Genomic DNA, 24,965 nt, shown 5'->3' on the forward strand with positions numbered 1-24,965 from the left:
GCAAGAAGACTCAATCAACGTTCTTTTGAATCTATTCCGGAAGCGCCCCGCAGCATTGCGACAGTCCACCGCCTCTTTGACGATGGCCCAACAAGGAACGCTAGTAAGGACGTCCCCGTTTCGGCACTGCTCCCTTTCACCGCGGCTTCAGGTGCTCACTCACCTCACCGTGGCTACTAATCAGCAGTGCAACCTCTTCATTATTTTCTAATTATACTCTAATCTTTTTCTGACGCAAGTCTTTTTTGGTAGCGCCAGGTCGTCTGTCGGGCATCAGCGGTGGTTTGCTGAAAGCCAATTTTCTCCAGAACCCGCGCCGAGGCCGGGTTCGTGCGGTCAACCGTCGCTTCAAGCACTGTCCCCACTTTTAGGCGGTTCACCACCCCGGTTAGGGCCTCGGTCATCAGTCCCCGATTCCAGTCGGCCACCTGGAGGAGGTAGCCGAGCTCCCACTGGTTGGCCCCCGTCGCCGTCAGGAAGAGCAGGCCAATGATTTTTTCCGGGGCGGTGCGGCGCCGGATGGCAAGTGGATGACGGGATTGGATCAAGAACTGGCTGGCCGCTAACGTGGGTGAAATCAGCAGATGGCTCGGTCCAGTCACCCGCGGATCGCTCAATAATTTTTGCAGGCCTGCTGCGTCCCCGCTGGTCGCCCGCTCAATCAATAATCTGTTGGTCCTAATCATGGCAAACTAAAAAGCCGCGTTGCCACGGCTTTTCTCCTCATTAAATTAAATTTCAGAACTCGATAAAAACGGAACCCGCAAGAGGCGCGGCGCCCAGGCCACGTAGAGCCATTCGGCCACCTGCAGCCAAGTGTAGGCCAGAAGCATTGCCCCGATCGTATCGAACGGCCAGTGGGCGTAGAGGTACACCCGGGAAACGGCCAGGAAGAAGACAGCAAAGACGATCAGCAGCTGGCAGATCGTCCGCGTCGAATGCTTGCGGATCAGTGGAACCACGATCAGCAGAAGCACCGCGGCCACCAGGAAGAAGCCCAGCACGTGACCGCTCGGGAAGCTGTAGCCGTCGTCGGCCGCCAGGTGCTGCGCCGGCCGGGCCCGCTTGACGATGTGCTTGAAAAGCTCACCGAAGACGTCCCCACCAAGCAGGGTACAAACCGCCCACAGCGCCGGAATTTGGTAGCGTTTGAGCCAGAGGACCACGGCAATGATCAGGATCCAGATGATGTCCATCGTTGGCTTAGCCAAAAAGGACAAGAGGGTCATCAGGGCGTGGAACCATCCCGCCCCCTCAAGCCGCTGGCCGGTAAACAGTGATTGCAAAACCGCGTCCACCATCGTTGCCACCGACGAGTTAAACATGATCAGCAGCATTAAAACAAGAAAGAACACGCCGCCAACGACAAAGCGCCGTAAGCGGTGGTCGTCACGTTCAATAAACATTTTTGTGCTTTATCTCCTAATTTTCAAATATTGATTTCAATTGAGTATACCACATCAACGGGTCCTTTTAACACTCCGCCACCGGCGATAATGAATTATCCGGTTCAGCAGTTCGCCCAGCCCGAAGCCAAGCGTAATTGCCCCGACGATCACCACCACCTGGTAGAAGTAAAAGGTCACCAGGTGGTAGTTGCCGATCGCAAAGTTGCGGACCATCTTGTAGGCCTGGCCCCCGGGCACGAATGGCACCAGGGCGGGAACCTCGAAGACAATCGTCGGCATTTTCTTGTGCTGGGCGGCAAAACGGCTGCAGATGGCGATCAGAACGGCCGCGGCGAGGTTGCTAAAGGACAGGCCCACGCCCTGCTGGTAGTACATGATCCAGTAGACCACCCAGGAGCCCCCACCGATGATCCCGGCAACGTTATAGGCCTTTACCGGGATGTGAAGCAGGATCCCAAAGCAGATGGTCGAAATGTAGGAAAGAAAAAACTGCAGCAATAAGTTTAACCAATAATGCATCTCTTTCCCCTCCTAAACAAAGTGCAGGACAATTACGATCGCGCTGCCGATCGCCACGGCCGTCAGAATCGCCTCAATTCCCCGCGTCGGTCCACTGATCAGGTTGCCGGACACCAGGTCGCGGGCGGCGTTGGTCAGCGGAATACCGGGCACCAGGGGCATGACGGCACCGATGATGATGTCGTTGATGTCGTGGGCCCAGCCCAGTTTAACCATCATCACGGCCAAAAAACCGATTACCAGAGACGAGCAGAACTCCCCCAGGTACTGGATCTTAAACTTGCGGATCATGTAGGAAAAGACGGCATAGCTGACCCCGCCGTCGATGAAGCCGGCCCAGCAGTCCCGGTAGTCGCCGGTAAAGACGATCATCAGCGCCAGGCTAAGGACGGCGGCGGCCAGGGCCTCGACCAGGTTTTGAAACTTGTAGGGTCCCTGGCGATCCACCCACTTGAGCTGGGCATAGGCCTCCGGCAGGGTGATCAACCCCTGGGCCATTTCCCGGGAAATTTCGTTGACGGCGGCAATTTTGCTCAGGTCGTTTTTGCGCCGGCGGATGTTCATGACGATCGCGTTCGGCAGGTTGTTGGCCCCCAGCACCATCCCCGTGACGGTCGTAAAGGCCTGAAAGTCCTTGAGTCCCGCACTGCGAGCCATGTGATTGAGCGTATCATTAACCCGGTCCATGTTCGACCCGTTCTCGACGAGCAGGCGTCCGGCCAGCGAGCAGGTGCGCAGGGCCAAGCGTCGGCGTTTCTTTGTTAGCATTTTGCCGCCCCCTTTGATAACTTACAAATGGTATTTTAGCAGATTAAAAGGCCCCGCAAACGTTTTGCTGGACCTTTAATATTATTTTTCCTTGATGAAAATATTGTGGGCGGCCTTGTAGGAAACGTTGACCGGTGTCTCCTGGCCGGCCTTCTTGATCACGATTGGTCCCTCGAAGGGTTCGTGGCGCACCACCGTGACCCGTTCCTGGGGACGCAGGCCGAGCTCCTCCAGGTAAGTCAGCAGCTCGTGGTTGTCCAAGAAACGTTCCAATTCGACCTCTTCACCGTCCTTGGCATCCGCCAGCAGACGGTGACTGACATCCGGAAAGCGACCGTTGGCAGACGGAATCACCCCACCATGCGGGCAGGTCTTGGGGTGCTGGAGGAAATCATCCAGGGCCGTGGCCAGGCGATCACTGGTCTGGTGCTCCAGGACCTCGGCCTCGGAGTGCACGTCGGCGAAGTTGTAGTTTAATTTATCAACCAAAAAGGTTTCCCAGAGGCGGTGCTTGCGGACCAATTCGGCCGCATAGCGCTGGCCCTTCTTGGTTAGTGAAATGCCCGCATACGGTTCATGGATGACCAGCCCCTCATCAGACAGCTTGGAAATCATTTCGGTCACGGAACCGGCAGCAATTCCCAGTCCAAGGGAAATTTCCTTATTAGAAACTTTTTTGTAGCTGCCCCCCAGCTCAAAAATGATCTTCAAATAGTCTTCCTTCATTGGAGTCAACATTAATTCACCTCTACAGTAAGAATCTGGCCTGCGAACGGTCACGAAAACATTAATTTAGTCCTAAGTTGAAACTAGGAATATTATAGCATATCATAAAAGTGTGATTTGGAAACCCTAACTTTTTAATTCAGCAACATTTAGTAATTATAAGCCGTTTGGGTAAACAATTGCAATTCTTAAAACAAGGAGCGACCATTAAAAATGGAAGAAAAGATCACCGGGAAACGCTTTTTGGCGGTAACCCTGCTCAACGTTCTAATTACCATTGTCGAAATCATCGGGGGACTGGTTTCCGGCAGCCTGGCCTTGCTCTCGGACGCCTTCCACAACATGGGTGATTCCTTTTCGATCGTCCTCGGCTACTTTGCCCAACACCTCGGCTCGCGACCAGAAACCAAGCAGCGGACCTATGGCTATCGGCGGGCGGAAATTCTGTCGGCCTTGACTAACAGTCTTCTCCTGATCATCATCGCCATCTTCCTGATCGGTGAGGCGATTCAGCGGCTCGGTCATCCCGAACACATCAACGGGGGGATCATGCTGACGGTGGCCATCGTCGGCTTAGTGGCCAACCTGGTCTCCGCCCTCCTGTTGCATTCCGGCAGCCACGACAGCCTGAACGTCAAGGCGACCTACCTCCACGTCCTAAGTGACGCCCTCTCCTCGGTGGCCGTCATTATTGGTGGGGTGATCCTGACCTTTGTCAACGTTCCGTGGCTTGACCCGGCATTAACGATTGGGGTGGCCCTCTACATCGGCTACGAGTCCTGGCCGATCATCGTCCAGACCGTCAAGATCCTGATGCAGTCGTCACCGGACCTCGACTACGAGCAGATCGCCGCCGACATCAAGCAGGTGCCCGGCGTCGAGGACGTTCACCACGTTCACGCCTGGATGATTGATGAGCACCGGATCATCTTTTCCGCCCACCTCAACTGCCAGGACCTCCTCCTGAGCCAGGTGGAGCCAATCTACGCCCAGGTGGAGGACATCCTCCGTCACAAGTATGGCATCTGCCACATCACGCTCCAGGCCGAGTGCGCGCGGGGAAGGGACGAGGAGCTCTTCAATACCCCGGTCGACGAGGAACACGTTATCCGGCCGGGTGGTTACAAGGCCTCATCGGAACCGGAGAAATAATTCAAGGCTACTTAAAAGGGTATCCGTTCGCTTGACGGATACCCTTTTTGAATACTCTTAAAACAATTTCCCCACACCGTAGTGGATGGCGACGGTGATCAGGGCAATAATGATGTTGCGCATCACCGCCACCTTTACCAGGCCGTTACCCAGCTTAGAGCTGATAAACCCGGTCAAGGCGCTGGTGAGGACGACGGCGAGAATCACCGCATACCACTTCAAGGCGTCCGGTGCAAAGGTCATCGCCATCAGGGGAAAGATCCCCCCGGCGGCCGCACTGAAGAGTGACGACCAGGCTGCATCCCAGGGGCTCAGGAAGTGTCCGAGCTCAATGTCGTACTTGATTCGGACCATCGTCTGCAGCGGCTTCTTATTCAGCAGGTCCTTGGCGATCGCCATTGAGGTCTCCGGCGTGACTCCCTTGTTGACGTAGTACTGCTGGACCGCCGCCAGCTCGCTGGCAAAGTCGGTCTTAAGCAGGCGCTCTTCCTTGGCCACGGCAGATTCCTCGGTGTCCCGCTGGGTGGAAACCGATGCGTACTCCCCACAGGCCATCGAGAAGGCACAGGCGAGCAGATCGGACAGACCGGCGATAAAAATCGTAAAGCGGTTGGAGGTGGCCGCCGCCACGGAAACCAGGACCCCGACGACGGTCAAGATCCCGTCGTTTGATCCCAGGACCCCGGCCCGGAGCGTGTTCAGTTTTTCCTCCATCGTTTGCTTCTGGCGCTTAATTCTTGCCATTTACCTCCACCCCCTTAGCGTGCAAAGAGCTGACCGATCAGGTAGGTCACGCCCATCGTCAATAAACCGGCCGTCGCGTTGCGCAGCATTGACTTGACCCGGTCGGCCTTGCTCAAAATCGCCGCGCAGTAACCGGTAATCAGCAGGGCCACCAAAACGGCTGCCATCGTAGCAATGATCCGGACGTTCCCCGGGGCCATCGTCACCGCCAGCATCGGCAGGATTGACCCGGTTGGAAAGGAAATAAAGGAGGCGATGGCCGCCGCGTACGGGCTCGTAAAGTCCCGTGGGTTAAAGCCGTAGCGCTCCTGGACAGCGGTTCCTAAGGCGTCCTTGTCCATCAGCTCCTTGGTTGCCTGCTGGGCGAGCTCGGGAGCGATGTCCTGGGCTTCGTACTTCTTTTGCACGTAGTTAAACTCCTGCTGGTACTGGTCTTCTAACCGTTGCCGCTCGCTGATCAGCGCCATCTTCTGGGAGTCCTTCTGGGTCGAGACGGAGACGTATTCGCCCATGCACATTGAAATGGTTCCGGCCAGGCTGCCAGACAAGCCGGAAATCAGGATTGAGTAAGGATTACTGGTCGCGGCCGCTACCCCAATAACGATCCCGGCGACGGAAATAATCCCGTCATTGGCCCCCATAACGCTGGCCCGCAGCACATTGACTTTTTGTGCCAATGACATTTTCTTCCTTTGCATTCTCGCACCCTCTTTTCCTTAATTTAGAATCATTATAACATAAGATTAAAATTAAGCAATGATATAGTGGCGCCTCTTCGTATTTAATTAGAAACGTTGTAAACAAAATTTGAATCTTAAAAAGCGATCGCCAGGTTGGCAATCGCTTTTGTTAGTTTGGAATAAATTCTATTCGTAGCGCTGAACCGCAGTCGTCCGAATGACAAAGACCGAGGTCCCGGCGTGCCGGGTCATATAGGAGGCCTGGGAACCAACCGCCTTCCGGTCACCCGATTTACCAATCGAGCCGACGATTAACAGGTCGGGCTGGAAGGCTGGAATAACGTGGTTGCAGATACGTTCCGCCGGGCGCTCACCCTGGTCAACGATCGCGGTGATCTTCTTTGGTTCGACCCCGTAATCAATGGCGGCCTGGACGTACTCGTTCACCCGCTTGCGCAGCTCGTCTTCGCTGCTGTGGACGTAATCCTTATCAAGAATCTGGTATACGCTCACGTGACCCGTTTCTAAAATGGACACGATGCCCAGTTCAGAGCCATCACGCTTGGCCTTGTCGACCGCGTAGGAAAATGCTGCCCGGGCATCCGGCGCATCATCAACCCCAACGAGGATTCGCTTGAACTTCTTTGGTTTAATTTCGAACATTCGTCTACCCCTCTCTATGTTCTCATTTAACGATGAAGGCATTTCCCGCTCGTCTTCGTTAAACTCACCTTTAATGTTACTACTAATCTGCTGTTTGTAAATAATTAATTTTGGCTGTCCTAAAACAAAAGTATAAGTAACAGTACTTTTTTGTACATAAAAAGGCGTCAGGCTCACCCAACGCCCCGTTGGTTAATAATGAATTGTAAAGCCAAAGCGCTGGTGTTCACCCGTCAAGCGGGCCACGTGCCGTTCCATGAACTGACGACGCTTGCCGAACATCATCCAGGCAGTCACCCCACCGAAGACCGCCAGCTCAACTAAGACGCTGACCCAGTCCTGCCAGGTCGTCGTCCCCCGCATCAGGTCGCTGCCGGTGACAACAAAACTAGTCCAATCGAGCAGGCCGTGCATCAGCATTGCCAGCCACAACTGGCCGGTGTAGACGTAAACCACCGCGAAGAAGAGCCCCAGGGCAAAGGCGGAAATCGCCTGCAAAATTGTCATGTCCCAGTGCTGCAGGGTGGCGTTGGTCAGGTGCAGCAATCCGAAGAGGGCCGAGCTGGTCACGATCGCGAGCGGCAGGCGCTGCTTAACATTGCGCCAGGCGTAGAAGAGGATCCCCAGCATGGCAAAGCGGAAGAGGGTCTCCTCCAGCACCGCCGCCTCAAAGGCCGACATGGTCAGATCCCAGCTGGCCCGGCGCAGATCCGGCAACTCGCCGGCATTGAAGGCCGTAAACAAGAGGTCTAGTGCTACCAGTCCCAGAAGGATCCACCAGTTGAAGTCACTGCTCCACTGGGGACGCAGGCCGGGCCAGGAAAGTTTCCAGGCCCGCATGGCCGTCATCATCAGGATGAAGTAGGCCACCGAACCCACGGCCCCGGTTGACAGGCCCATCAACAGAAAACGGTTATCGATCAAGTTCGTCGGCAGGGCCATTAGGGGCAGAAAAGCCACGAGGATCATCCAGCAGGCGAAGATGAACCGCTCCACGCTCAAGGTCAGCTGGCTGCCGATCACGTTGGCAAAGGGCGCGAACATGACGAAGTAGTAGACAATCATCAATGTCACCACACCCCGTGATGGCAGGTGCAGCAGAACGATTATTTCCCGGGTAATAACGTCCCAGGCAACAATCAAAATCAGCGGCTGCAAAAGTACCTGCAGCCAGGCATTCAGCCGGGTGACGATGGCCGGCAGCCGGTCGGCAAGCACCTCTACCGTCAAGCCGATGGCGAGTACGACGACCATTATCAGCAGCAATGCCGCAATTCGGCGACGATCAAATTCGTAGTTCCGAATCATCATCATCGCTAGGATTAATAGGGTGGTACCGATCTGTACCCGGTACCAGATTCTTAGGTAATCACTTCCAGACATCTGGAGTACCTTCCTCTCTTTCTTGATTCACGATCTTTTAACATCGATCATACCAGAAAATTCACCTAATTTTAATTGAAAACCAAAAAAGAGACCTGCGAAAAGCTTTTTTTCGCAAATCTCTTTTGTTTCAGGCCGGCTAGTCGTTGGCAACGACCTGTTTTTCATATTCCTGTTTGTTCGAACGAGACCGCCGGTGATGGTGGCCACTAGTGCCATTGCCTTGCTGATGCTGCTTGGCGTTCTTGGCACCGTGTTCCCGGTGTTCATTCTTATTATTGTTATTGTGGTGATTGGAACGGCGGTAGTGATGGTTCTCCGAGCGGTTATCACCGTTTAGGATCGTGATCATCGGAATGATGACCGGCTTCCGCCCCGTCCGATCAAAGAGCAGCTTTTGCAGCCGGCTGACAATCGTCCGGTTCAGTGCCCGCTGGTCGACGTGCTTGTGGTTCTTGAAGGTGTTGAGAATTGCCCAGAAGACCTCGTGGTTGGCGGCCTTGATCAGTTCCTGGGATTCGTGCATGTAGACAAAGCCCCGGGAGACGATGTCCGGCCCGGCCACAATCTGGTAATCCTTCAGGTCAACCACGGCGATGGCGGTCACAACCCCTTCCTCGGACAGCAGGCGCCGTTCGCGGATCTCGGGGTTACCGACCGTGTCGCCGGCGTCCCGACCGTCGATGTAGACGTCGCTGACGCTGTCGATGTGATCGGCCAGACGACAGGAGTCCTTGGTCAGGGCTAAGACATCCCCGTTCTCCAGGATGTAGCAGTGATCCTTCGGCACCCCGGTCAGTTGGGCCAGCTTGGTGTGAATCTTCTGCATCCGGTACTCACCGTGGACCGGCGCGAAGAATTTCGGTTTCATCAGGCGCAGCATAAATTCCTGGTCGACCTGACCACCGTGACCAGAGGTGTGGATGTTGTTGACGTAACCGTGAACAACGGAGGCGCCGTCCTCTTCCAGCTTGTTGATCAGGGCGTTGACGCTGGTGGTGTTCCCCGGAATTGGGTTGGAGGAGAAGACCACCGTATCGCCCGGCTGGATGGAGATCTGCCGGTGGGTACCGTTGGCGATCCGGCTCAGGGCCGCCATCGGTTCACCCTGGGACCCGGTACACATGATCAGGACCTTCTCCGGTGGGTAATTGTTAATTTCATTCTGGTCGATCAGCGAGTCCTTCGGGATATTCAGGTAGCCCAGCTCCTGCCCGGCCGCAATGGCATTCTCCATGCTCCGGCCAAAGACCGCGATCTTCCGGCCCTGGGCAATCGCCGCGTCGGAAGCTTCCCGCAGCCGGTAAACGTTGGAGGCGAAGGAGGCAAAGATAATCCGCCCCTTGATCCGCTCGAAGATCCGCCGAATGTGGACGTCAACCCACCGTTCGGACTTGGTGAACTGTGGCCGCTCGGCGTTGGTCGAATCGGAGGCTAAAAGGAGTACTCCGTCGTCCCCCAGCTTGGCCATCTGCTGAAGGTTCGGACCCGGCAGGTGACCAACCGGCGTCAGGTCAAACTTGAAGTCCCCGGTGTAGACAACCGTTCCCTGTGGCGTGTGCACGGCCACCCCGATCGTGTCGGGGATTGAGTGGGTTGTCCGGAAGAAGCTGACCCAGAGCTTCTTGAAGTGCACCTCGTCGAATTCATCAATCTCGTGCAGCTCGGCGTTGCGCAGCAGGTGCTTTTCGTCCAGCTTGCCCTTAATCAAGGACATTGCAAACGGGGTCGCGTAGATCGGCACGTTGATCTTCTGCAGGAGAAATGGCAGTCCCCCAATGTGGTCTTCGTGACCGTGGGTGATGAAGATTCCCTTGATCTTGTCCTTATTTTCAACCAGGTAGTCATAGTTCTGGATGACGTAATCAACCCCGAGCAACTCGTCTTCGGGGAAGAGGACCCCACAGTCAATGATCACAATTTCATCCTGGAATTGGACACAGTACATGTTCTTACCAATTTCGCCAAGGCCACCCATGGCGTAAAAGGCAACTTCGTTATTCTTAATCTTTAACTTTGCCATAATACCTTTCTTTCCTTTTGATTTTTTAATCCTCGCGTCAACTACTAACGGAAAAATAAGTAGGCCAAAAGAACCGCTTTGTTATCAACAAGGGCGGTGAAAATGTTCAATTGGCAATAAATTGGGTTATTTTTTATCCGTACGTAAAACTAAATTTATTTTACCACAAGTAGATAAATGAGGATAGTGATTAAGAAAAAGGGGGCGACATCCCCTTGCGGATGTCGCCCCCTTATTAGTTCGATTTAATTTTAGTCTTCGCTTGGCAGCTTAACTTCCTGATTCTCCCAGGATTGTTCCCAGTCCTTGACCGGTTCGCCATCTTCCTGGTAGTAAACCGTCGTGAGCTGGTTCAAAATCTTTTCATATAAGGACTTCGACAGCCGGTAGCTCTCGGCCGCCAGGTCACCATGCCCCATAAAGCTGTTCAGGTTCAGGATGCTGTTGATCGTCCCCATGATGCCGTTGTCCACCTTGGACCCGAGGATCTCCAAACTGTCCTTTTCGTACTGGTCAATGTAATAGTCAATGAAGGACTTCAAAGCCGTCTCCTTTGCATCGGCATTGAGGTCTGCGTAGTGCAATCCCTTTTCACTCACAAGTGTCGTCCCTTTCATATCAGTATTGTCAATTCCACCATACCACAAAATGCGCTGGATGGAGCGGAAAAGATCACTTATTGCCGGCGGGGACGAAGATGGATACTTGTTTGGCCGTCTTTAATCAGGGCGTACACCTCCTGGGTCGGATCATCGTCCAATGGCCCGAGGTCCACCTCACCGCTATCTGAATCGACCTGTTGAATATTTTCAATCCGGTCGGCAAGGAACTGACGAAAGATCTTCATCGTCAGTCGGTGCTGCTGCTCATACTCAGCCGCCTTGGCCAGCGTGTAGCCCTGGTCCAGGAAATATTTAATCGTGATGACCCGGCAAATCGTCACCAGGCCGAAGCGGTGGTTGGCATTCTCGGCGTCCTGGTCAGAATGAATGTAGCCCTTGCGCTCCCAGTAACGGATCTGGCGTGGCGACACCCCGGTCTCCTTGGCCAGCTCCGTCATGCTGATGCGGAGGTTGCTGTTGACAAACAGCCGGCGAAATCGCTGGGTTAGTGTTTCCATTGTCACACCTCGTTTCCTAATTTAATTCGGTTTAACTATAGCTAATTCCAAACAACTTTGTCAAATAATTTGACAATGATGTCAAATTATCTTACTATCGTAAGCACGACTAAAAATTAGGAAAAGAGGTCTTCTTCGTGAACAACGCTGCACAAAGCGTCGATATCAATAATCAACCTTATAACCGTTCACTGATGGTCCTGGTCCTCTTGATTGGGGCCTTCTGTACGGTTCTCAACCAGACCATCCTGTCGACGGCTTTCCCTACCTTAATGAAAACCTTCGACATCAGCACCTCCACCGTGCAGTGGCTGACCACCGGATTCATGATGGTTAACGGGATCATGATCCCCATCAGTGCCTACCTGAGCAGCCGCTTCAACACCAAGGTGCTCTTTATTGCGGCCATGACCACCTTTGAAATCGGCACCATCATGGCCTGGGTTGCCCCGAGCTTCGGGGTGCTCCTGGCCGCCCGGCTGATCCAGGCCGTCGGGGTCGGTATCAACATGCCCCTGATGCAGAACATCATGCTGACGATCTACCCGCCAGAAAAGCGGGGTGCCGCCATGGGAATCAACGGCCTGGTCATCGGGCTAGCCCCGGCGATCGGTCCAACCCTGTCCGGATGGGTGATCGACAACTACAGCTGGCGCTGGCTGTTCGGGATGATCGCTCCAATCGCTGCCCTGGTCATCATCGCCAGTTTCTTCTTAGTCAAGAACGTCATTCCAAACCGACGGCCACACCTGGACGCCCTGTCCGTCATCCTTTCGACCGCTGGCTTCGGCAGCATGCTTTACGGTTTTTCCAGCGTCGGTGACAAGGGTTGGACCAGTCCGCTGGTCATCTGGACCATTGTCATCGGGGCCGTGCTCGTCGTCTTCCTGGTGCTGCGCCAGAACAAGCTGGACGAGCCCTTCCTGGAATTCAATGTCTTTGAAAGCGCCGAGTACACCCTGGCAACCATCCTGAGTTCGATCGTCATGATGGCGATGGTCGGCGCCGAGATGGTCATTCCGCTCTACTTGCAGATCATCCACGGCATGTCGGCCTTCCACTCCGGACTGACCCTGCTCTTCGGGGCCCTTTTCATGGGGATCATGAGCCCGATCACCGGACGACTCTTTGACCGGCACGGGGCCAAGCGTCTGGCGATGACCGGGATGTTTATCCTGACCGTCGGCACCCTGCCCTTTGCCTTTCTGACCCGCGACACGCCGACGATCTACATCGTCTTTCTCTACGCCATCCGGATGTTTGGGATCTCCATGGTCATGATGCCGGTGACGACCTCCGGGATGAACTCCCTGCCGTTTAACCTGATCGCCCACGGGACCGCCGTCAACAACACCATTCGACAGGTGGCAACCTCCGTCGGGACCGCGATCATGATCTCTGTTTTGACCAACGTAACCAATAACCACAAGCCGGCCCACGCTCTCTTGGCTCAGGCACCACTTCAGTACAAGTCCAAGATGTTTGACGCCACGCTGACCGGTTACCACGCCGCCTTCTGGTTTGCGATCTTCTTCGCTGCCTTAGGACTGCTCCTGTCCTTCTTCGTTACCAGCGGGACCGGGATTCATCCCCGGATCGATAGCGAGGACATCGTTGGTTCCCATGATGGAAAGGAGGAGAAATAAAATAATGGTTATTATCATCATGTTTGCTGCCGCCATTGCCTTCTTCCTCAGCGTCATGCTGGTTAAGAACAAGGGATTAAGCGCCGTCTTAGCCCTCATCTTCGGGATCCTCTTCGTCGGTTCCACGGCCCTGATGACCCTCAACTACAGCCACCACTTTGGTATGCACCAGGTCACCACGACCACGACTAAACGAATTTACCCGGTAAGCTCAACCATGCCGCTGGCTCTCTACCAGCCGGTGGGCACGAGTGGTGAGGACAACGTCTACATCTATAAGACGTCGGCTCAGCAGAAGAAGCCGGTCCACACCCAGGCCAACGAATACACCCACAGCAAGATCAAGTGGACGAATCGGTCGACGCCACGCCTAGTCACCAAGGAGACGCGCTGGCGCTACAAGAATAACTTCTACCGGGTGCTTTACGGCGGCGCGGGGATGGACAAGACCCTGGTCAAGCGAATCAACACGCTGGAGTACCCCCGGACCTACGTCAAGCTGACCGTCAAGCAGGCGGCAAAGCTTCAGGCCGTGGCCAAATCACCACAGGTTGCGCAAATGCAGGCTAGTGCCCAACAAACGGGCAAGGCCTACGTCAGCGCCAAGGTTCAACAGGCGATGGCCAAGAACCCACACATGAGCGCTAAGCAGATTCAGCAGACTGCCCAAACGGCTCAGCAGGAGTTCCAGGCCAAAATGGTTCGCCAAATGCTAAAACAATTAAACTAAATTCAAAAGGATGCGACCGGGCAAAAGCTCAGTCACATCCTTTTTGAATTCTAATAATAAGATAACGTGGAAATAACCGTGTGGCTAGTGTCTAGCGCAGCGAAGCAAGTCTATTTGACTACGGACGAAAGCCGACGCCTTCAGCGCCGACTCCCGTCCTAGTAGCCTCTCGCCCCACTGATGGTTATTTTCCACTCACTTTTTCCATCAATTCCTCAAATGCCGCCGGGAGCGGGGACGTGAAGGTCAGTTGTCGCAGCGTGAACGGATCCTTGAAGGACAGTTTGGCCGCGTGGAGCAGCTGGTGACCTGCCGCCGTCGCCGGACCGCCGTAAAGGGCATCCCCGATCAAGGGATGGCCCAAGTAGGCGAAGTGAACCCGAATCTGGTGGGTCCGGCCGGTGTGCAGCTGGATCCGAACCAGCGTCCAGTCGGTCCCCCGTTTCTCAGCCCAGTACTCAGTCAGGGCCCGCTGCCCGTCTTCGGCGATTACCCGCTGGGCCTGGTCGGGGCGGCGAGCAATTGGCTGGTCAATCAAACCGTGGTCGTCGGCCAAGCGGCCCGCAATCAGTGCCGTGTACTCCTTGAGCATCCGGTGCTGCTGGACCTGCTGGCTAATCATGCTGGAGGCAACGTGGTGCTTGGCCACCAGGAGCAGGCCGCTGGTGTCGCGGTCCAGCCGGGTGATCAGGTGGGGCTGCAGGTCTTCTGCGCCCTGGGCCGTTAGGTAGCCCTTGACCCGGTTCAGGATGGTGTCGTTGGGCGTACTGGGCCCCGGGATGGAGCTGACCCCGACCGGCTTGTCGACCACCAGCCAGTTGTCATCTTCATAGACTACCTTTAAGGGCTGGTCACTGATGGCGACGGTCGGGTCGGCCGGTTCCGGCTGGACCTGAATCGTTAACGGCTGGTTGGGCAGCACCTTGGTCGTCGGCCGCACCGGACGGTGATCCACCAGGAAGGTCCCCTGCCCCTTCTTGATCTCATTGAAGAGGCGGTGGCCCATCCCCAGCTCCTGCAGGTACTTCTTAATCTTAATCGGTTCGCTTCCCCGATAAATCCACGTATTTTCCATTGTTCCTCCATTATTTTTGGTACAAAAAAAGCTGAGTACAACGACTCAACTTTGACAGTTTATACGGTCCGTACGAGACTCGAACTCGTGATCTCATCCGTGACAGGGATGCGTCCTAAACCAACTAGACCAACGGACCATTTGACAACATCTAAGAGTATACGTGATATTAACCCGGGCGTCAACTACTATTTTACTAATTCACCTGACGCCGCCCCGCTGAGCATTTATAATGGAAATAGCTGTTACTCACGAGGAGGAAATTACTACTATGAAATCATTCGGGATGCGCCTGGCGACCTGGTGGGAGAAATACTCCCGGATCATCAAGCTGCTCTTTGTCACGTCGGTGCTGGTCTTCGTCATCCACGCCCTCGGTGCCTTTTTTCGGACCGTCAATTGGCACCAGGTCGGTCTGGGCCTCACCAGCCTTTCTGTCGGCAAGATCATTCTCCTGCTGGTGGCCGGCTGCATTGCCGTCATTCCAATGCTGGGCTATGACTTTGCCATCACCCAATTATTACCCGGGAAATTTTCCCGCTCCTACATCGTTCGCTGTGGCTGGATCACCAACACTCTGACCAATATCGCCGGTTTCGGCGGCCTGCTCGGCTCCACGCTGCGGGCCTACTTCTACCGCCAAAACGCCACCAAGAAGCAAATTCTTTTGGCGATTTCCAAGATTGCTATCTTCCTGCTCTCCGGCCTGTCCGTCCTCTGCTGGCTGGCCCTGATCGTAATGTTTGGCTTCCACGACGGCGGCCACTTCCGTCAGTATGCCATCTGGCTGGTCGGCGGCGGGCTCTACTTTCCGCTGGTCTTCTACTTCACCATTGTCCACAACAGTAAGCTGTTCGCCGATATCACCCCCAAACTTGAGGGCTTCATCGTCACTAGTTCGACCTTTGAGTGGTTGCTGGTCGCCCTTTTCTTCCTCCTGGTCGGCTGGTGTTTGGGCGTTCGGGGCAACCTGCTCAGCGTCCTGCCGCTCTACGTGGTTGCCCAGGTGCTGGGGATTCTCTCCATGCTCCCCGGGGCCCTGGGTTCCTTTGACCTGATGATGATGATGGAGCTGGCAATGCTGGGCGTTCCGCGGGCCACGATTGTGATCTGGCTGCTATTGTTCCGGCTTTTCTACTACATCGTTCCCCTGATCGTCGCGGCCGGCATGTTTATCCACAACCTGGCCCACCAGATGAACGAATTCTTCGACGGCCTGCCACTGATGATGTCCCGCAAGGCCGCCCACTTCCTGATCACCGCCTTCATGTACATCTCCGGGATCCTGATGCTTTTAACCGCCTCCGTTCCCGACCTGACGGCACAGAACAAACTGATCCAGCGCCTCTATCCCTACACTTTCTTCTTCCTCCACCAGATGACGACGATCCTCTTCGCCGTCGCCATGCTGGCCTGTGCACGGGGGCTTCAGGCCAAGGTGAAAAAAGCCTATTGGCCGACCCTAATCCTTTTGCTGATCGGAATTGGCAACACGATCTGGAACCTGGGGACCTGGAGTTTGACGATCTACCTGAGCATCGTCTTGCTCTTCGTCTTGATGTCGCGCCACGTTCTCTACCGGGAAAAGCTCCAGTACTCGGTCGGCAAGTTCATCGTCGACGGGGTAAGCTTCGCCGGCAGCTTCGTCCTCTACATCCTCGTCGGCGTGATCAACGACCCCCACTACACCGCTAAGCACCACGTCCCGGACTTTCTCTTCTTCCCCGGTGAAAAAATCTGGCTGTCCGGGATGATCGGCCTCCTGCTCGGCCTGGCCCTGATGTTTATCATTTTGAAATATTTCACCACCGGTTGGGACCCCTTCTATTCCGTCCACAGCTTTGCAGCCGACCGGGTCCGCCAGGTGATTGACAAATACGGCGGCTCCACCACCAGCCACCTGGCCTTCCTACGCGACAAGTCAATCTACTTTTACCAGGTCGATGGCGAGGACCAGCTCTTCTTCATGTACCGGCGCAAGTACGATCGGCTCGTCATCATGGGCGATCCAGTCGGCAATCCCGCGGTCTGGCGGCCAGCTATCCGCCAGTTTATCCGCGAGGCCGACCGCTACGGCTACCAGCTGGTCTTCTACGAGGTTTCCGATACCGCCACCCTCCTGCTCCACGAGTTCGGCTTTGACTTCATCAAGACCGGGGAGAGTGGCATGGTCACCCTAGCCGACTTCACCCTGGCCGGGAAAAAGCAGCGGTCGCAGCGGGCCCTGATGCACAAGTTCGACCGGGAAGGCTACACCTTCAACGTCATCCAACCGCCCTTTAACGACGAGCAACTGGCCGAGTTGAAGGCGGTCTCCGACAGTTGGCTGGGTGAGGAGGTCGAAAAGGGCTTTTCACTGGGCTTCTTTGATCCCTACTACATTAACCAGGCGCCGGTGGGCACCGTTCGAGACAAAGACGGCAAGCTAGTTGCCTTTGCCACCTTCATGCCAACCGGGGGCAAGAAGATCCTGACCATCGATCTGATGCGCCACAGCAAGGACGCCCCGTCCGGCATCATGGACAAGATCTTCATCAGTATGTACCAGTACGGCCAGGAAAATGGCTATACCTACTTCGACCTCGGGATGGCCCCGCTCTCCAACGTCGGTGAGTACCAGTTCAGCTTCATCGAGGAAAAGATCGCCCACTTCATCTACGAGTACGGTTACCACCTCTACGGCTTCCAGGGCTTGCGTCATTACAAGGACAAGTACGCCTCCTTCTGGGAATCGCGCTACATCGCCTATCGCAAGAAGAATTCCCTGGTCGGCAACATGTTGATCCTGGTCAGCGTCGTCAACCAGCGGATCGATCAACAAAACCGCCACCTCTTCTTCTTTTGGCTGAATCATAACTAGATCCCGGAATGTTTGCATTGCCTTTTTATGAAGCCTACAATAGAATACGAAAACGCTTACTGTGTATTTTATTTAGTTAGGAAGGCGAAAATATTATGGCAACTGTATATCTTTCTGCAAAATTACCGTCAATCGCAACCAAGATCCTCGACCAGGCCAAGCTGGACTACGAGGTTTTCGATGGTGAGGGGCTGATAACCAAGGACGAGCTGCTCAAGCACGTCGGTGACTGCCAGGTTCTGATCACGCCACTGTCCACCCAGGTCGATCGTGACGTCATCGATGCCGCCCCACAACTGAAGCTGATCGCAAACTTCGGGGCCGGCTTCAACAACATCGACGCCAAGTATGCGCGTTCTAAGGGCATCGACGTCACCAACACGCCATTCGTTTCCTCAACCGCGACGGCCGAGGTTGCCTGTGGACTAATGATCGCCCTGATGCGGCGGATCGTTGAGGGTGATCACCGGATGCGGACCATCGGCTTTGACGGCTGGGCCCCGCTCTTCTTCCTGGGGCACGAACTGGCCGGCAAGACCCTCGGGATCGTTGGCCTGGGCAGCATCGGGAGCGCCGTTGCCAAGCGGATGCACGCCTTTAACATGAAGATCATCTACACGCAGCGTCACCAGGCCGATCCGGCGACCGAGGCTGCCTGTTCCGCCGAATACGTCAGCCTGGACGAGCTGCTCAAGCGCGCTGACGTCGTGACCCTCCACTGCCCACTGACCGACGAGACCCACCACATGATCGACGCCGACCAGCTGAAGCTGATGAAGAACAGCGCCGTTCTGATCAACTGTGCCCGGGGACCGGTCATCAGTGAAGCCGCCGTCCTCGATGCCCTGAACAAGGGTGAAATCGCCGGGGCCGCCCTCGACGTTTACGAGGCCGAACCAGAGGTGGACGACGCCTTCAAGAAGCTCGACAATGTCATCCTGACGCCACACATCGGGAACGCCTCTGTGGAAGCCCGGGACGCCATGGGCGAGATCGTTGCCAACAACGCCGTGGCCGCACTGCAGGATGACCTGGTTAAGTACGTTGTCAACAAGTAATCCCCTAATCTAACCAGACACAAAAAAGAGGAGCAATTCCAACTGGAGTCGCTCCTCTTTTATTGTTAAGTTTACTTTTGCGCCAGCAGGTAGTCGTAAAGCATCTCGTGCTTGATCTGCTTGGTGTCATAGCCGAGCACTTCGGCAATCTGGAAGGCAAAGGCCAGGGCCGTGGCCGGACCGCGGCTGGTAATCACCTTGCCCGCCTCATCGACCACGGTGATGTCCTCCTTGAAGTGGGCATTCTTGGCACTGGCGTCAACTTCCTCGTTGATGCCCGGGAAGCAGGTGTAGTCACGGCCGTCCAGCAGGCCATACTTGGCCAGGGCGATCGGGGCCGCACACATGGCGGCGTCCCACTTGCCCTGCCGGTTGCGTTCCCGCATTAAGTCGGCCAGCTTCGTGTTGTCACGCAGCTTTTGGGCACCGCCACGGCCACCCGGAAAGGCCACGACATCATAGTCGAGCAGTGAATCGTCCATCACCGTGTCACAGGTCAACTCGATCCCGTGCGCGCCCGGCACCTTCAGGTTTTCCAAACCGACCATGGTGGTGTCGATGCCCATCCGGCGCAGAACGTCGATGATCGACAGGCCCTCGACTTCCTCACAGCCTGGTGCAAATACAACTGCAACTTTTGCCATTTAAATCACCCCATCTTAAGAATTAACAACTTTTTTAACCTGCTGCATCGCCTTTTCGGCCTCGGGAACCGGATAGAGCGGGTAGATGTGGAACATCCCCCGACCGATCGTGAAGTGGACCGGAATTCCCGCCGTCTTGAGCTTTTCCACCAGCCGGGCGGCATCGGGATACATGATTTCCTTGGTCCCCGCAAAGACGTAGACGTCGCGCAGCTGGTCAACGTCGCCAAAGAGCGGGCTGAGCCGGTAGTCCCGGTGGTCAACGTCGCCCGCCCAGATATCCGCGATCCGCCGCAAGCCCATCCGACTAAGGGTCACGTCGTCTTTTTCGTAGCGATCAATTACCGGATTCTGCAGGTCCAGGTCGAGCCAGGGCGAAATCAAAATCAAATGACCCGGCTGCGGCAGGCCGCGCTGGCCGAGGTATTCGCTAAAGCCCAGCGCTAGTCCCGCCCCGGCCGAATCGCCCATCAGAGTGATGTCGCTGGCCGGAACCCGCTGGTAGAGGTTGCCGTACAGCTGAGCAATCTCCTGGTAGGCGGCGCGGAAATTGTTCTGCGGAGCCAGGGAGTAAATTGGCACGTAGACCCGGGCGCCGGTCTGTTGGGCCAGGGCGTTCAGGTACTGCCAGTGGGTCTTATCGGGCGCCTGGATGTAGGCCCCGCCCGTCAGGTAAACGATCACCGGCTGCTCTTGTCCCCGTTCGTTGAGCGCGTAAACGGGGATCTGGTAGTGCTTCAGCTGGCGGACCTTCACGTTGAAAGCGACCTGGGGCAGGACATAGGAAGCCGCATTGGCCTCCCGCGCCGTTTGGAGGAGCTGGTCGAACGCCGCCGAATCCGACAGGGCGTGCTTAAACCCGCTGAGCTGGATCCCCATCTCGATAAAGGTCGCCTTATTGGAACGGTGGTCCCCACAGCGGCGCAGGTCACGCAGACTGCCCCCCAGGTTGTTCATTAATTTTGCAACGAGCCCGTTGCCATGTCGTCTTATTAACTTCTCCATCAGATTTTGCCCCTTTACTTGGTTACCCTTATCGTAACACGCATCCCGATACTATTTTGTTAAGATTTAGTTTAGAATAGAGGCGAAAGAAGGTCCGCCTATGCACCAAGAATCACTATTTGCCCAGGAAAGTCCCCAAAACACCCCGCTGGCCAACCGGGTGCGACCGACGACGATCGATGACTTCGTCGGCCAGCAGCACCTGCTGGGCCCCGGCAAGGTCCTGCGCGACATCATCGAACACGACCAGCTCTCCTCCTTAATCTTCTGGGGGCCACCGGGAACGGGCAAGACGACCCTGGCCCAGATCATCGCCCACCAGACCAAGGCCCACTTCATCACCTTCAGCGCCGTCACCTCCAGTATCAGAGACATTCGCAAGATCATGGAGGAGGCCGAGCAGAACCGGGAGTACGGCGAACGGACCGTCTGTTTCATCGACGAAATTCACCGTTTCAACAAGGCCCAGCAGGACGCCTTCCTCCCCTTTGTCGAGCGCGGCAGCATCACCCTGATCGGGGCGACGACCGAGAACCCGTCCTTTGAGATCAATGCCGCCTTGCTCAGCCGCTGCCGGGTCTTCGTCCTCCACTCACTGACCGTTGAAGACATCGAGCAGGTCCTCAGGCGAGCGCTCCACCACCCCAACGGTTTCCCTGGCCTCAAGGTCCACTGCGCTGATGATGAGCTCCATACCATCGCCCAGTTTGCCAACGGTGACGCCCGAATCGCCCTCAACACCCTGGAGATGGCGGTGCTCAATGGTCAGCGCGACGGCCAGGACGTGACCGTCACCACGGCCGACCTGAGCCAGCTGGTCAACACCAAGTCGCTGCGCTACGACAAGCACGACGAGGAGCACTACAACATCATCTCCGCCCTCCACAAGTCGATGCGCAACAGCGACGTCGACGCCGCGATCTACTGGTGCTCGCGGATGCTGGACGGTGGCGAGGATCCGCTCTACATTGCCCGGCGCCTGGTGCGTTTTGCCAGCGAGGACATCGGCCTGGCCAACACCAACGCACTCCGGGTCGCCATCAACACCTTCCAGGCCTGCCAGTTCCTGGGGATGCCCGAATGTGACGTCCACCTGACCGAGTGCGTAATCTACCTGGCGCTAGCTCCCAAGTCCAACGCCGTCTACACGGCGCGGCAGGCGGCCAGAAAGGCGATCAAGAAGACCGGCAACCTGCCCGTCCCGCTGCAGATCCGCAACGCCCCAACCAAGCTGATGAAGGAGCTTCACTACGGCCAGGGCTACCAGTATGCCCACGACACCAAGGACAAGCTGACGAGCATGACCACCATGCCGCCGGAACTTGCCGATGAACACTTCTACCAGCCCGGCGACCAGGGCTTTGAGCCCCGCTTTAAGAACCGGATGGAACAGATTGCTGAATGGCACCGCCGCCACCCGGGCGATGACAATTCCAAGGCAAATAAATAGGGAAAGATCAACCAGCGATTTTTCCCTATTTTTAATCTAAATTATAATTTTTCGTTTCTAACACCCGACAAATCCGCAGGTTTACGCAAGGCTTGCAGAAATCTGTGGATTTATCCGGTAGTAAAGGCCACAATTCAAAAAGCCAGCTTTAATCCTTCGCCGCGTTGGCTAGGTGATGGTGCCAGCCCAGCGGGATCACGATCAACAGCGAGATGACGATCAGGACGATCGCCCCGATCACGATGTCGCGGTAGCCGCTGTAAAGGATGTTGCGCATCGTCGGCACCAGCGCCCGTGGCAGGGTATCGGCCGTCTCCGCGTTGGACAGCTTGTTGAGCATCGTCATTGTGATGCCGTGGTGGGTCTTCACGCCCCGGAAGAGCTGGTTGTTTAGGATTACCCCATAGGCCGCGGCCATCAGGGTTTGGCTCAGGATCCGGAGCAAATAGCCCATCGAGGTCGCGATCGGGACGTCGCGGAGCTCGGCATCGGTCTGGACGCTGATCTGGAGGATGTTAAAGACCAGACCCACGCCCATCCCCTCAAAGGCCCCCATGGCAAGCAGAAGCCAGAACGGCGCGTTTTCACCGGCCAGCAGGATCCCCAGGAAGGCGATGAAGATGCTGCTTGCCCCGGCGGTCACGATCCAGTACTTGCCCCAGCGCTCCTGGAGAAATGGTACCAGTTCCGAGCCGATGAAGTTCGTGATCGCCCCGGGAATCTGGGTCATCCCCCCGAGCAGGGCACTCAACCCCAAGAGCCCCTGCGCCCACATCGGAATGTAGGTGATAAAGGCGATAAAGGATCCCCAGATGATCACGAAGAGCAGGAAGTCAATCACCAGCTCGCGGTTCTTGAAGAGCCGGCTCGGCACGATCGGGTCGGCGGCATGGGCATCAACCCTGGCCATCCACGCTAACAGGGCCAGGCCAATCAGCACCAGCAGGGCCACGATCCACCAGGCCACCGTGCCGATCAATTGAACGGCCACCAGGATCGTCGTCAGGCTGGTCACCAGCAGGGCCGCTCCCAGATAGTCGACGGGCTTGCCGGCCGCCTGCTGACCGGAGTTGCGGTAGAAGAGGCTGATGATCGTGATCGCGATGATGGCGATTGGAACGTTGACGTAGAAGACCCAGTGCCAGCTCCAGGTATCGACCAAAAAGCCCCCCAGCAGCGGGCCGATGATCGAGGCCCCACCGAAGCAGGCGCTGGAGAGACCCAGTACCTCCGCCCGCTTGCGCAGGTTTTGGTAAATTTCGGCAAAGACGATGAAGGGAATCGTGTTCATCCCACCGGCGCCGATCCCCATGACCGTCCGGGCGATGATAAACCAGAGAATGTTCGGCGCCATCCCCTGAAAGATCGCCCCGACCATGAACAGCGTCGTCGCGCAGATGTAGGCCACCTTGTTACCCTTGTGCTCACCAAACTTGCTCCAGAGGGGCGTGGCCACCGCCATCCCCAGCAAAAAGGTGGCCACGATCCAGCCCATGTACTGCAGGGCATGGAGGTCACTGGTGATTGCCGGCAGGGCCGTGTTGACGATCGTCCCGTCCATGCCGGCCATGATGTTCGACAGTAAGAGGGCCCCGGTTACAATTGTCCGTCGCTGGTTATCTTCCATTTCATCCTCCCGTTTGTTCATAATCATAAATAAAAGAACTCCTTGCACGCAAGAAGTCCTTTCAAAAAACTATTGTTCATTATAAGGGCTGTTCCCCGAAAAGTATACGCCCTTAGTGATTTTCTTTCAGATATTTACCCAGCCGCTGCCAATCCGCCTGAACAACCGGCTCCAGGCGTCGAACATAAAGAATTGCTGCCGGATGATACATTGGGAAGATCCGGTAACGCTTCGTCAGCTCTGCGCCGGGGTAAAGTCAGTCAGCCGTTATGGCGCCACTTGCTGTCGGTCAGGATCCGGGCCGCCACTAGGCCGAGCGGCAGGAAGAGGATGATTAAGACCGCCTTGGTGATCCACAGGGCCCCGACACTGATCGAGGTCAGGCCGAGGTTGTACATCCCCCGGTAGAGGTAGAGCCCCGGCACCATGATGACGATCGAAGGAACGGTGATCGAGATCTGTGGGTAACGGACCTTGCGCTTGACAATCGAGGCCAGCAGCCCGGCGATCAAGGCACCGATGAAGGCCGCCGCCCCCGCTGGCATCCCGATTAAGTCGACCAGTTCCAGGCGGGTCGTGTTGGCCACCGCCCCGATCAGCCCGGCAATCGCCGCCATCTTCGGCGTGCTGTTAAACATAATCGAGAAGCCGAAGACCCCGCAGAAGCTGGCCGGGATCCGCAAGAGGAGCAGGGCCGTGGCCGACAGCGGCAGGGCGGCGAAGTTTTCCGGCCGCAGGTTCACCGCCATCGCCATGATCCAGCCCACCAAGGTCGCCACCAGGATGATAGCGATCGCGTAGGTCATCCGTTCCAGCCCCGAGCGCATGTCGAGCTTGGAGATGTCCAGGCCGCTGGTGATGAAGGGAAAGCCGGGGATGATGAAGAGCATCGCCCCAATGTAGCCGGCCTCGTGGCGGGAGCTGACGCCCAGCCCCAGCTGCAGGAGGCTAAGCGAAAGCAGGTAGGTCAGGCAGGCCACCGCCACCGCTACGCCGACGCAGGCGAAGAGCGTGATGTGACGATCAATCAGCTTGCGGCGGACGTAGTTACCTAGGCCCGCACCGATGAAGCTGCAGACCATTTCGATCGGTCCCCCACCGAGGAGGAAAACGAAGGCGCTGCAGGCCAATGCCGCCGCCAGGCCTACCTGGTAGGGGGCGTAGTTGCCCTTGGAATGGGCGATCGTTTCCAGGCGCGAATGGATCTCACCGATCGTCAGCTCGTCACCGTGTTCGTCAAACTCGTCGATGAAGCGCTCCATCTTAGACAACTTGGTCGTGTTGACCCCCGTGCTGGGCAAAGAAACCGCCTGGGTGTAGCTGTGGTGGGCGTCCATGCAGGTGTACTCCAGCGACACCAGGCCGATGTCGACAGTGCAGGTCATCTTCAGCTTCCGGGCTACGGTGTTCATCGAGTCACGGACTCGCCAAGCCCCGGTTCCGTACGAGAGCATCATCAGGCCGATCCGCCCGACGATTGCCGCCCGCTCCACCAGGTTGGCCTCACTGGCCGGTGTGAAGTTGTCGTTCGTGAAGAAGTCCTGCCACGGGATCGCCATGTGGTGCTTGTTGGACAGGTGCCGTGCTGGTTCAAATTCAGACATTAGTTCGTCATTTTTGCTCATGACTAGTATGTTTCTCCCATCGTCTAGTATTCCAATCCGTCAGAAGTCACTAACCATT

General features: G+C 56.2%; 23 protein-coding genes, 1 tRNA gene and 1 riboswitch. Of the genes, 6 read left to right on the forward strand and 18 right to left on the reverse strand.

Features of this window, described 5'->3' with window-relative positions:
* Positions 1-32: 32 nt before the first annotated feature.
* A riboswitch (Lysine riboswitch) is annotated at positions 33-206 on the reverse strand.
* Between the two features lie 12 nt (positions 207-218).
* The 5 genes from LKE23_RS05020 to LKE23_RS05040 all read right to left on the reverse strand — a co-directional run bounded on the left by LKE23_RS05020 (position 219) and on the right by LKE23_RS05040 (position 3,431).
* A complete protein-coding gene (locus LKE23_RS05020; protein WP_291976235.1) occupies positions 219-665 on the reverse strand; it encodes a GNAT family N-acetyltransferase in 447 nt (148 codons plus the stop codon).
* A gap of 66 nt (positions 666-731) precedes the next feature.
* The gene (locus LKE23_RS05025) at positions 732-1,406 is read right to left on the reverse strand and encodes a phosphatase PAP2 family protein (RefSeq protein ID WP_291976236.1); all 675 of its coding nucleotides are present in this window, start codon (positions 1,404-1,406) and stop codon (positions 732-734) included.
* Positions 1,407-1,460: 54 nt separating this feature from the next.
* Entirely contained in the window at positions 1,461-1,928 is a 468-nt protein-coding gene (locus LKE23_RS05030) for a threonine/serine exporter family protein (protein WP_291976237.1), read from the reverse strand.
* Between the two features lie 12 nt (positions 1,929-1,940).
* Complete coding sequence (locus LKE23_RS05035; protein WP_291976238.1) at positions 1,941-2,696, reverse strand: threonine/serine exporter family protein; 756 nt, start codon at positions 2,694-2,696, stop codon at positions 1,941-1,943.
* Between the two features lie 81 nt (positions 2,697-2,777).
* Positions 2,778-3,431 (reverse strand): metal-dependent transcriptional regulator, encoded by a 654-nt coding sequence (locus tag LKE23_RS05040; RefSeq protein WP_291978266.1) that lies wholly within the window; start codon positions 3,429-3,431, stop codon positions 2,778-2,780.
* 204 nt (positions 3,432-3,635) lie between these two features.
* On the opposite strand from LKE23_RS05040, the gene LKE23_RS05045 reads away from it, so the two are divergent.
* A complete protein-coding gene (locus LKE23_RS05045; RefSeq protein ID WP_291976239.1) occupies positions 3,636-4,574 on the forward strand; it encodes a cation diffusion facilitator family transporter in 939 nt (312 codons plus the stop codon).
* Positions 4,575-4,631: 57 nt separating this feature from the next.
* On the opposite strand, the gene LKE23_RS05050 is transcribed toward LKE23_RS05045, so the two are convergent.
* The 7 genes from LKE23_RS05050 to LKE23_RS05080 all read right to left on the reverse strand — a co-directional run bounded on the left by LKE23_RS05050 (position 4,632) and on the right by LKE23_RS05080 (position 11,187).
* Positions 4,632-5,318 carry a VIT1/CCC1 transporter family protein gene (locus LKE23_RS05050; protein WP_291976240.1) on the reverse strand — a complete coding sequence of 229 codons (687 nt, stop codon included), beginning with the start codon at positions 5,316-5,318 and terminating at the stop codon, positions 4,632-4,634.
* Positions 5,319-5,332: 14 nt separating this feature from the next.
* Positions 5,333-6,016, reverse strand: a complete 684-nt coding sequence (locus LKE23_RS05055) for a VIT1/CCC1 transporter family protein (RefSeq protein ID WP_291976241.1) — start codon at positions 6,014-6,016, stop codon at positions 5,333-5,335.
* Between the two features lie 168 nt (positions 6,017-6,184).
* Positions 6,185-6,661, reverse strand: a complete 477-nt coding sequence (locus tag LKE23_RS05060) for a universal stress protein (protein WP_267200815.1) — start codon at positions 6,659-6,661, stop codon at positions 6,185-6,187.
* A gap of 192 nt (positions 6,662-6,853) precedes the next feature.
* On the reverse strand, positions 6,854-8,044 hold the full coding sequence (locus LKE23_RS05065) for a CPBP family intramembrane glutamic endopeptidase (protein WP_291976242.1): 1,191 nt from the start codon (positions 8,042-8,044) through the stop codon (positions 6,854-6,856).
* Positions 8,045-8,183: 139 nt separating this feature from the next.
* Positions 8,184-10,067: a ribonuclease J1 gene (gene rnjA / locus LKE23_RS05070; protein ID WP_291976243.1), complete on the reverse strand. Its 1,884-nt coding sequence runs from the start codon at positions 10,065-10,067 to the stop codon at positions 8,184-8,186.
* A gap of 251 nt (positions 10,068-10,318) precedes the next feature.
* On the reverse strand, positions 10,319-10,666 hold the full coding sequence (locus tag LKE23_RS05075; RefSeq protein WP_291976244.1) for a DUF3368 domain-containing protein: 348 nt from the start codon (positions 10,664-10,666) through the stop codon (positions 10,319-10,321).
* Positions 10,667-10,743: 77 nt separating this feature from the next.
* Positions 10,744-11,187: a MerR family transcriptional regulator gene (locus LKE23_RS05080; protein WP_291976245.1), complete on the reverse strand. Its 444-nt coding sequence runs from the start codon at positions 11,185-11,187 to the stop codon at positions 10,744-10,746.
* A 194-nt stretch (positions 11,188-11,381) separates the two neighbouring features.
* On the opposite strand from LKE23_RS05080, the gene LKE23_RS05085 reads away from it, so the two are divergent.
* Positions 11,382-12,833, forward strand: a complete 1,452-nt coding sequence (locus tag LKE23_RS05085; RefSeq protein WP_434737610.1) for an MDR family MFS transporter — start codon at positions 11,382-11,384, stop codon at positions 12,831-12,833.
* A 4-nt stretch (positions 12,834-12,837) separates the two neighbouring features.
* Entirely contained in the window at positions 12,838-13,563 is a 726-nt protein-coding gene (locus tag LKE23_RS05090; protein WP_291976247.1) for a DUF4811 domain-containing protein, read from the forward strand.
* Positions 13,564-13,747: 184 nt separating this feature from the next.
* Here the strand turns inward: LKE23_RS05090 and LKE23_RS05095 are convergent, their stop codons facing one another.
* Positions 13,748-14,638 (reverse strand): RluA family pseudouridine synthase, encoded by an 891-nt coding sequence (locus LKE23_RS05095; RefSeq protein ID WP_291976248.1) that lies wholly within the window; start codon positions 14,636-14,638, stop codon positions 13,748-13,750.
* 64 nt (positions 14,639-14,702) lie between these two features.
* Positions 14,703-14,777: transfer RNA gene (locus LKE23_RS05100), tRNA-Asp, on the reverse strand.
* A 132-nt stretch (positions 14,778-14,909) separates the two neighbouring features.
* Here LKE23_RS05100 and mprF point away from each other — a divergent pair.
* Together mprF and LKE23_RS05110 are read left to right on the forward strand one after the other, a co-directional pair.
* Positions 14,910-17,498 (forward strand): bifunctional lysylphosphatidylglycerol flippase/synthetase MprF, encoded by a 2,589-nt coding sequence (gene mprF / locus LKE23_RS05105; protein ID WP_291976249.1) that lies wholly within the window; start codon positions 14,910-14,912, stop codon positions 17,496-17,498.
* A gap of 95 nt (positions 17,499-17,593) precedes the next feature.
* Complete coding sequence (locus tag LKE23_RS05110) at positions 17,594-18,556, forward strand: 2-hydroxyacid dehydrogenase family protein (RefSeq protein ID WP_291976250.1); 963 nt, start codon at positions 17,594-17,596, stop codon at positions 18,554-18,556.
* 71 nt (positions 18,557-18,627) lie between these two features.
* Here LKE23_RS05110 and LKE23_RS05115 read toward each other — a convergent pair whose 3' ends face one another.
* Both LKE23_RS05115 and LKE23_RS05120 read right to left on the reverse strand, forming a co-directional pair.
* Positions 18,628-19,200 carry a DJ-1 family glyoxalase III gene (locus tag LKE23_RS05115; protein WP_291976251.1) on the reverse strand — a complete coding sequence of 191 codons (573 nt, stop codon included), beginning with the start codon at positions 19,198-19,200 and terminating at the stop codon, positions 18,628-18,630.
* Between the two features lie 15 nt (positions 19,201-19,215).
* The gene (locus LKE23_RS05120; RefSeq protein WP_291976252.1) at positions 19,216-20,205 is read right to left on the reverse strand and encodes an alpha/beta hydrolase fold domain-containing protein; all 990 of its coding nucleotides are present in this window, start codon (positions 20,203-20,205) and stop codon (positions 19,216-19,218) included.
* Between the two features lie 100 nt (positions 20,206-20,305).
* Between LKE23_RS05120 and LKE23_RS05125 the strand changes: the two genes are divergently transcribed.
* On the forward strand, positions 20,306-21,655 hold the full coding sequence (locus tag LKE23_RS05125) for a replication-associated recombination protein A (protein WP_291976253.1): 1,350 nt from the start codon (positions 20,306-20,308) through the stop codon (positions 21,653-21,655).
* A 148-nt stretch (positions 21,656-21,803) separates the two neighbouring features.
* Here the strand turns inward: LKE23_RS05125 and LKE23_RS05130 are convergent, their stop codons facing one another.
* Both LKE23_RS05130 and LKE23_RS05135 read right to left on the reverse strand, forming a co-directional pair.
* Positions 21,804-23,282: an MFS transporter gene (locus LKE23_RS05130; protein WP_291978267.1), complete on the reverse strand. Its 1,479-nt coding sequence runs from the start codon at positions 23,280-23,282 to the stop codon at positions 21,804-21,806.
* Between the two features lie 260 nt (positions 23,283-23,542).
* On the reverse strand, positions 23,543-24,907 hold the full coding sequence (locus LKE23_RS05135; protein WP_291976254.1) for a threonine/serine ThrE exporter family protein: 1,365 nt from the start codon (positions 24,905-24,907) through the stop codon (positions 23,543-23,545).
* Positions 24,908-24,965: the final 58 nt, after the last annotated feature.

Source organism: Limosilactobacillus sp. (genome assembly GCF_022482365.1).
Classification (GTDB): domain Bacteria; phylum Bacillota; class Bacilli; order Lactobacillales; family Lactobacillaceae; genus Limosilactobacillus.

Excerpts from the sequence above, each read along its gene's own strand:
- mprF (WP_291976249.1), top strand. The coding sequence starts at position 14,910 with ATGAAATCATTCGGGATGCGCCTGGCGACCTGGTGGGAGAAATACTCC.
- LKE23_RS05120 (WP_291976252.1), bottom strand. The coding sequence starts at position 20,205 with ATGGAGAAGTTAATAAGACGACATGGCAACGGGCTCGTTGCAAAATTA.
- rnjA (WP_291976243.1), bottom strand. The coding sequence starts at position 10,067 with ATGGCAAAGTTAAAGATTAAGAATAACGAAGTTGCCTTTTACGCCATG.
- LKE23_RS05130 (WP_291978267.1), bottom strand. The coding sequence starts at position 23,282 with ATGGAAGATAACCAGCGACGGACAATTGTAACCGGGGCCCTCTTACTG.
- LKE23_RS05050 (WP_291976240.1), bottom strand. The coding sequence starts at position 5,318 with ATGGCAAGAATTAAGCGCCAGAAGCAAACGATGGAGGAAAAACTGAAC.
- LKE23_RS05080 (WP_291976245.1), bottom strand. The coding sequence starts at position 11,187 with ATGGAAACACTAACCCAGCGATTTCGCCGGCTGTTTGTCAACAGCAAC.
- LKE23_RS05115 (WP_291976251.1), bottom strand. The coding sequence starts at position 19,200 with ATGGCAAAAGTTGCAGTTGTATTTGCACCAGGCTGTGAGGAAGTCGAG.
- LKE23_RS05090 (WP_291976247.1), top strand. The coding sequence starts at position 12,838 with ATGGTTATTATCATCATGTTTGCTGCCGCCATTGCCTTCTTCCTCAGC.
- LKE23_RS05055 (WP_291976241.1), bottom strand. The coding sequence starts at position 6,016 with ATGCAAAGGAAGAAAATGTCATTGGCACAAAAAGTCAATGTGCTGCGG.
- LKE23_RS05135 (WP_291976254.1), bottom strand. The coding sequence starts at position 24,907 with ATGAGCAAAAATGACGAACTAATGTCTGAATTTGAACCAGCACGGCAC.
- LKE23_RS05085 (WP_434737610.1), top strand. The coding sequence starts at position 11,382 with ATGGTCCTGGTCCTCTTGATTGGGGCCTTCTGTACGGTTCTCAACCAG.
- LKE23_RS05045 (WP_291976239.1), top strand. The coding sequence starts at position 3,636 with ATGGAAGAAAAGATCACCGGGAAACGCTTTTTGGCGGTAACCCTGCTC.
- LKE23_RS05060 (WP_267200815.1), bottom strand. The coding sequence starts at position 6,661 with ATGTTCGAAATTAAACCAAAGAAGTTCAAGCGAATCCTCGTTGGGGTT.
- LKE23_RS05125 (WP_291976253.1), top strand. The coding sequence starts at position 20,306 with ATGCACCAAGAATCACTATTTGCCCAGGAAAGTCCCCAAAACACCCCG.
- LKE23_RS05065 (WP_291976242.1), bottom strand. The coding sequence starts at position 8,044 with ATGTCTGGAAGTGATTACCTAAGAATCTGGTACCGGGTACAGATCGGT.
- LKE23_RS05035 (WP_291976238.1), bottom strand. The coding sequence starts at position 2,696 with ATGCTAACAAAGAAACGCCGACGCTTGGCCCTGCGCACCTGCTCGCTG.
- LKE23_RS05110 (WP_291976250.1), top strand. The coding sequence starts at position 17,594 with ATGGCAACTGTATATCTTTCTGCAAAATTACCGTCAATCGCAACCAAG.
- LKE23_RS05025 (WP_291976236.1), bottom strand. The coding sequence starts at position 1,406 with ATGTTTATTGAACGTGACGACCACCGCTTACGGCGCTTTGTCGTTGGC.
- LKE23_RS05030 (WP_291976237.1), bottom strand. The coding sequence starts at position 1,928 with ATGCATTATTGGTTAAACTTATTGCTGCAGTTTTTTCTTTCCTACATT.
- LKE23_RS05095 (WP_291976248.1), bottom strand. The coding sequence starts at position 14,638 with ATGGAAAATACGTGGATTTATCGGGGAAGCGAACCGATTAAGATTAAG.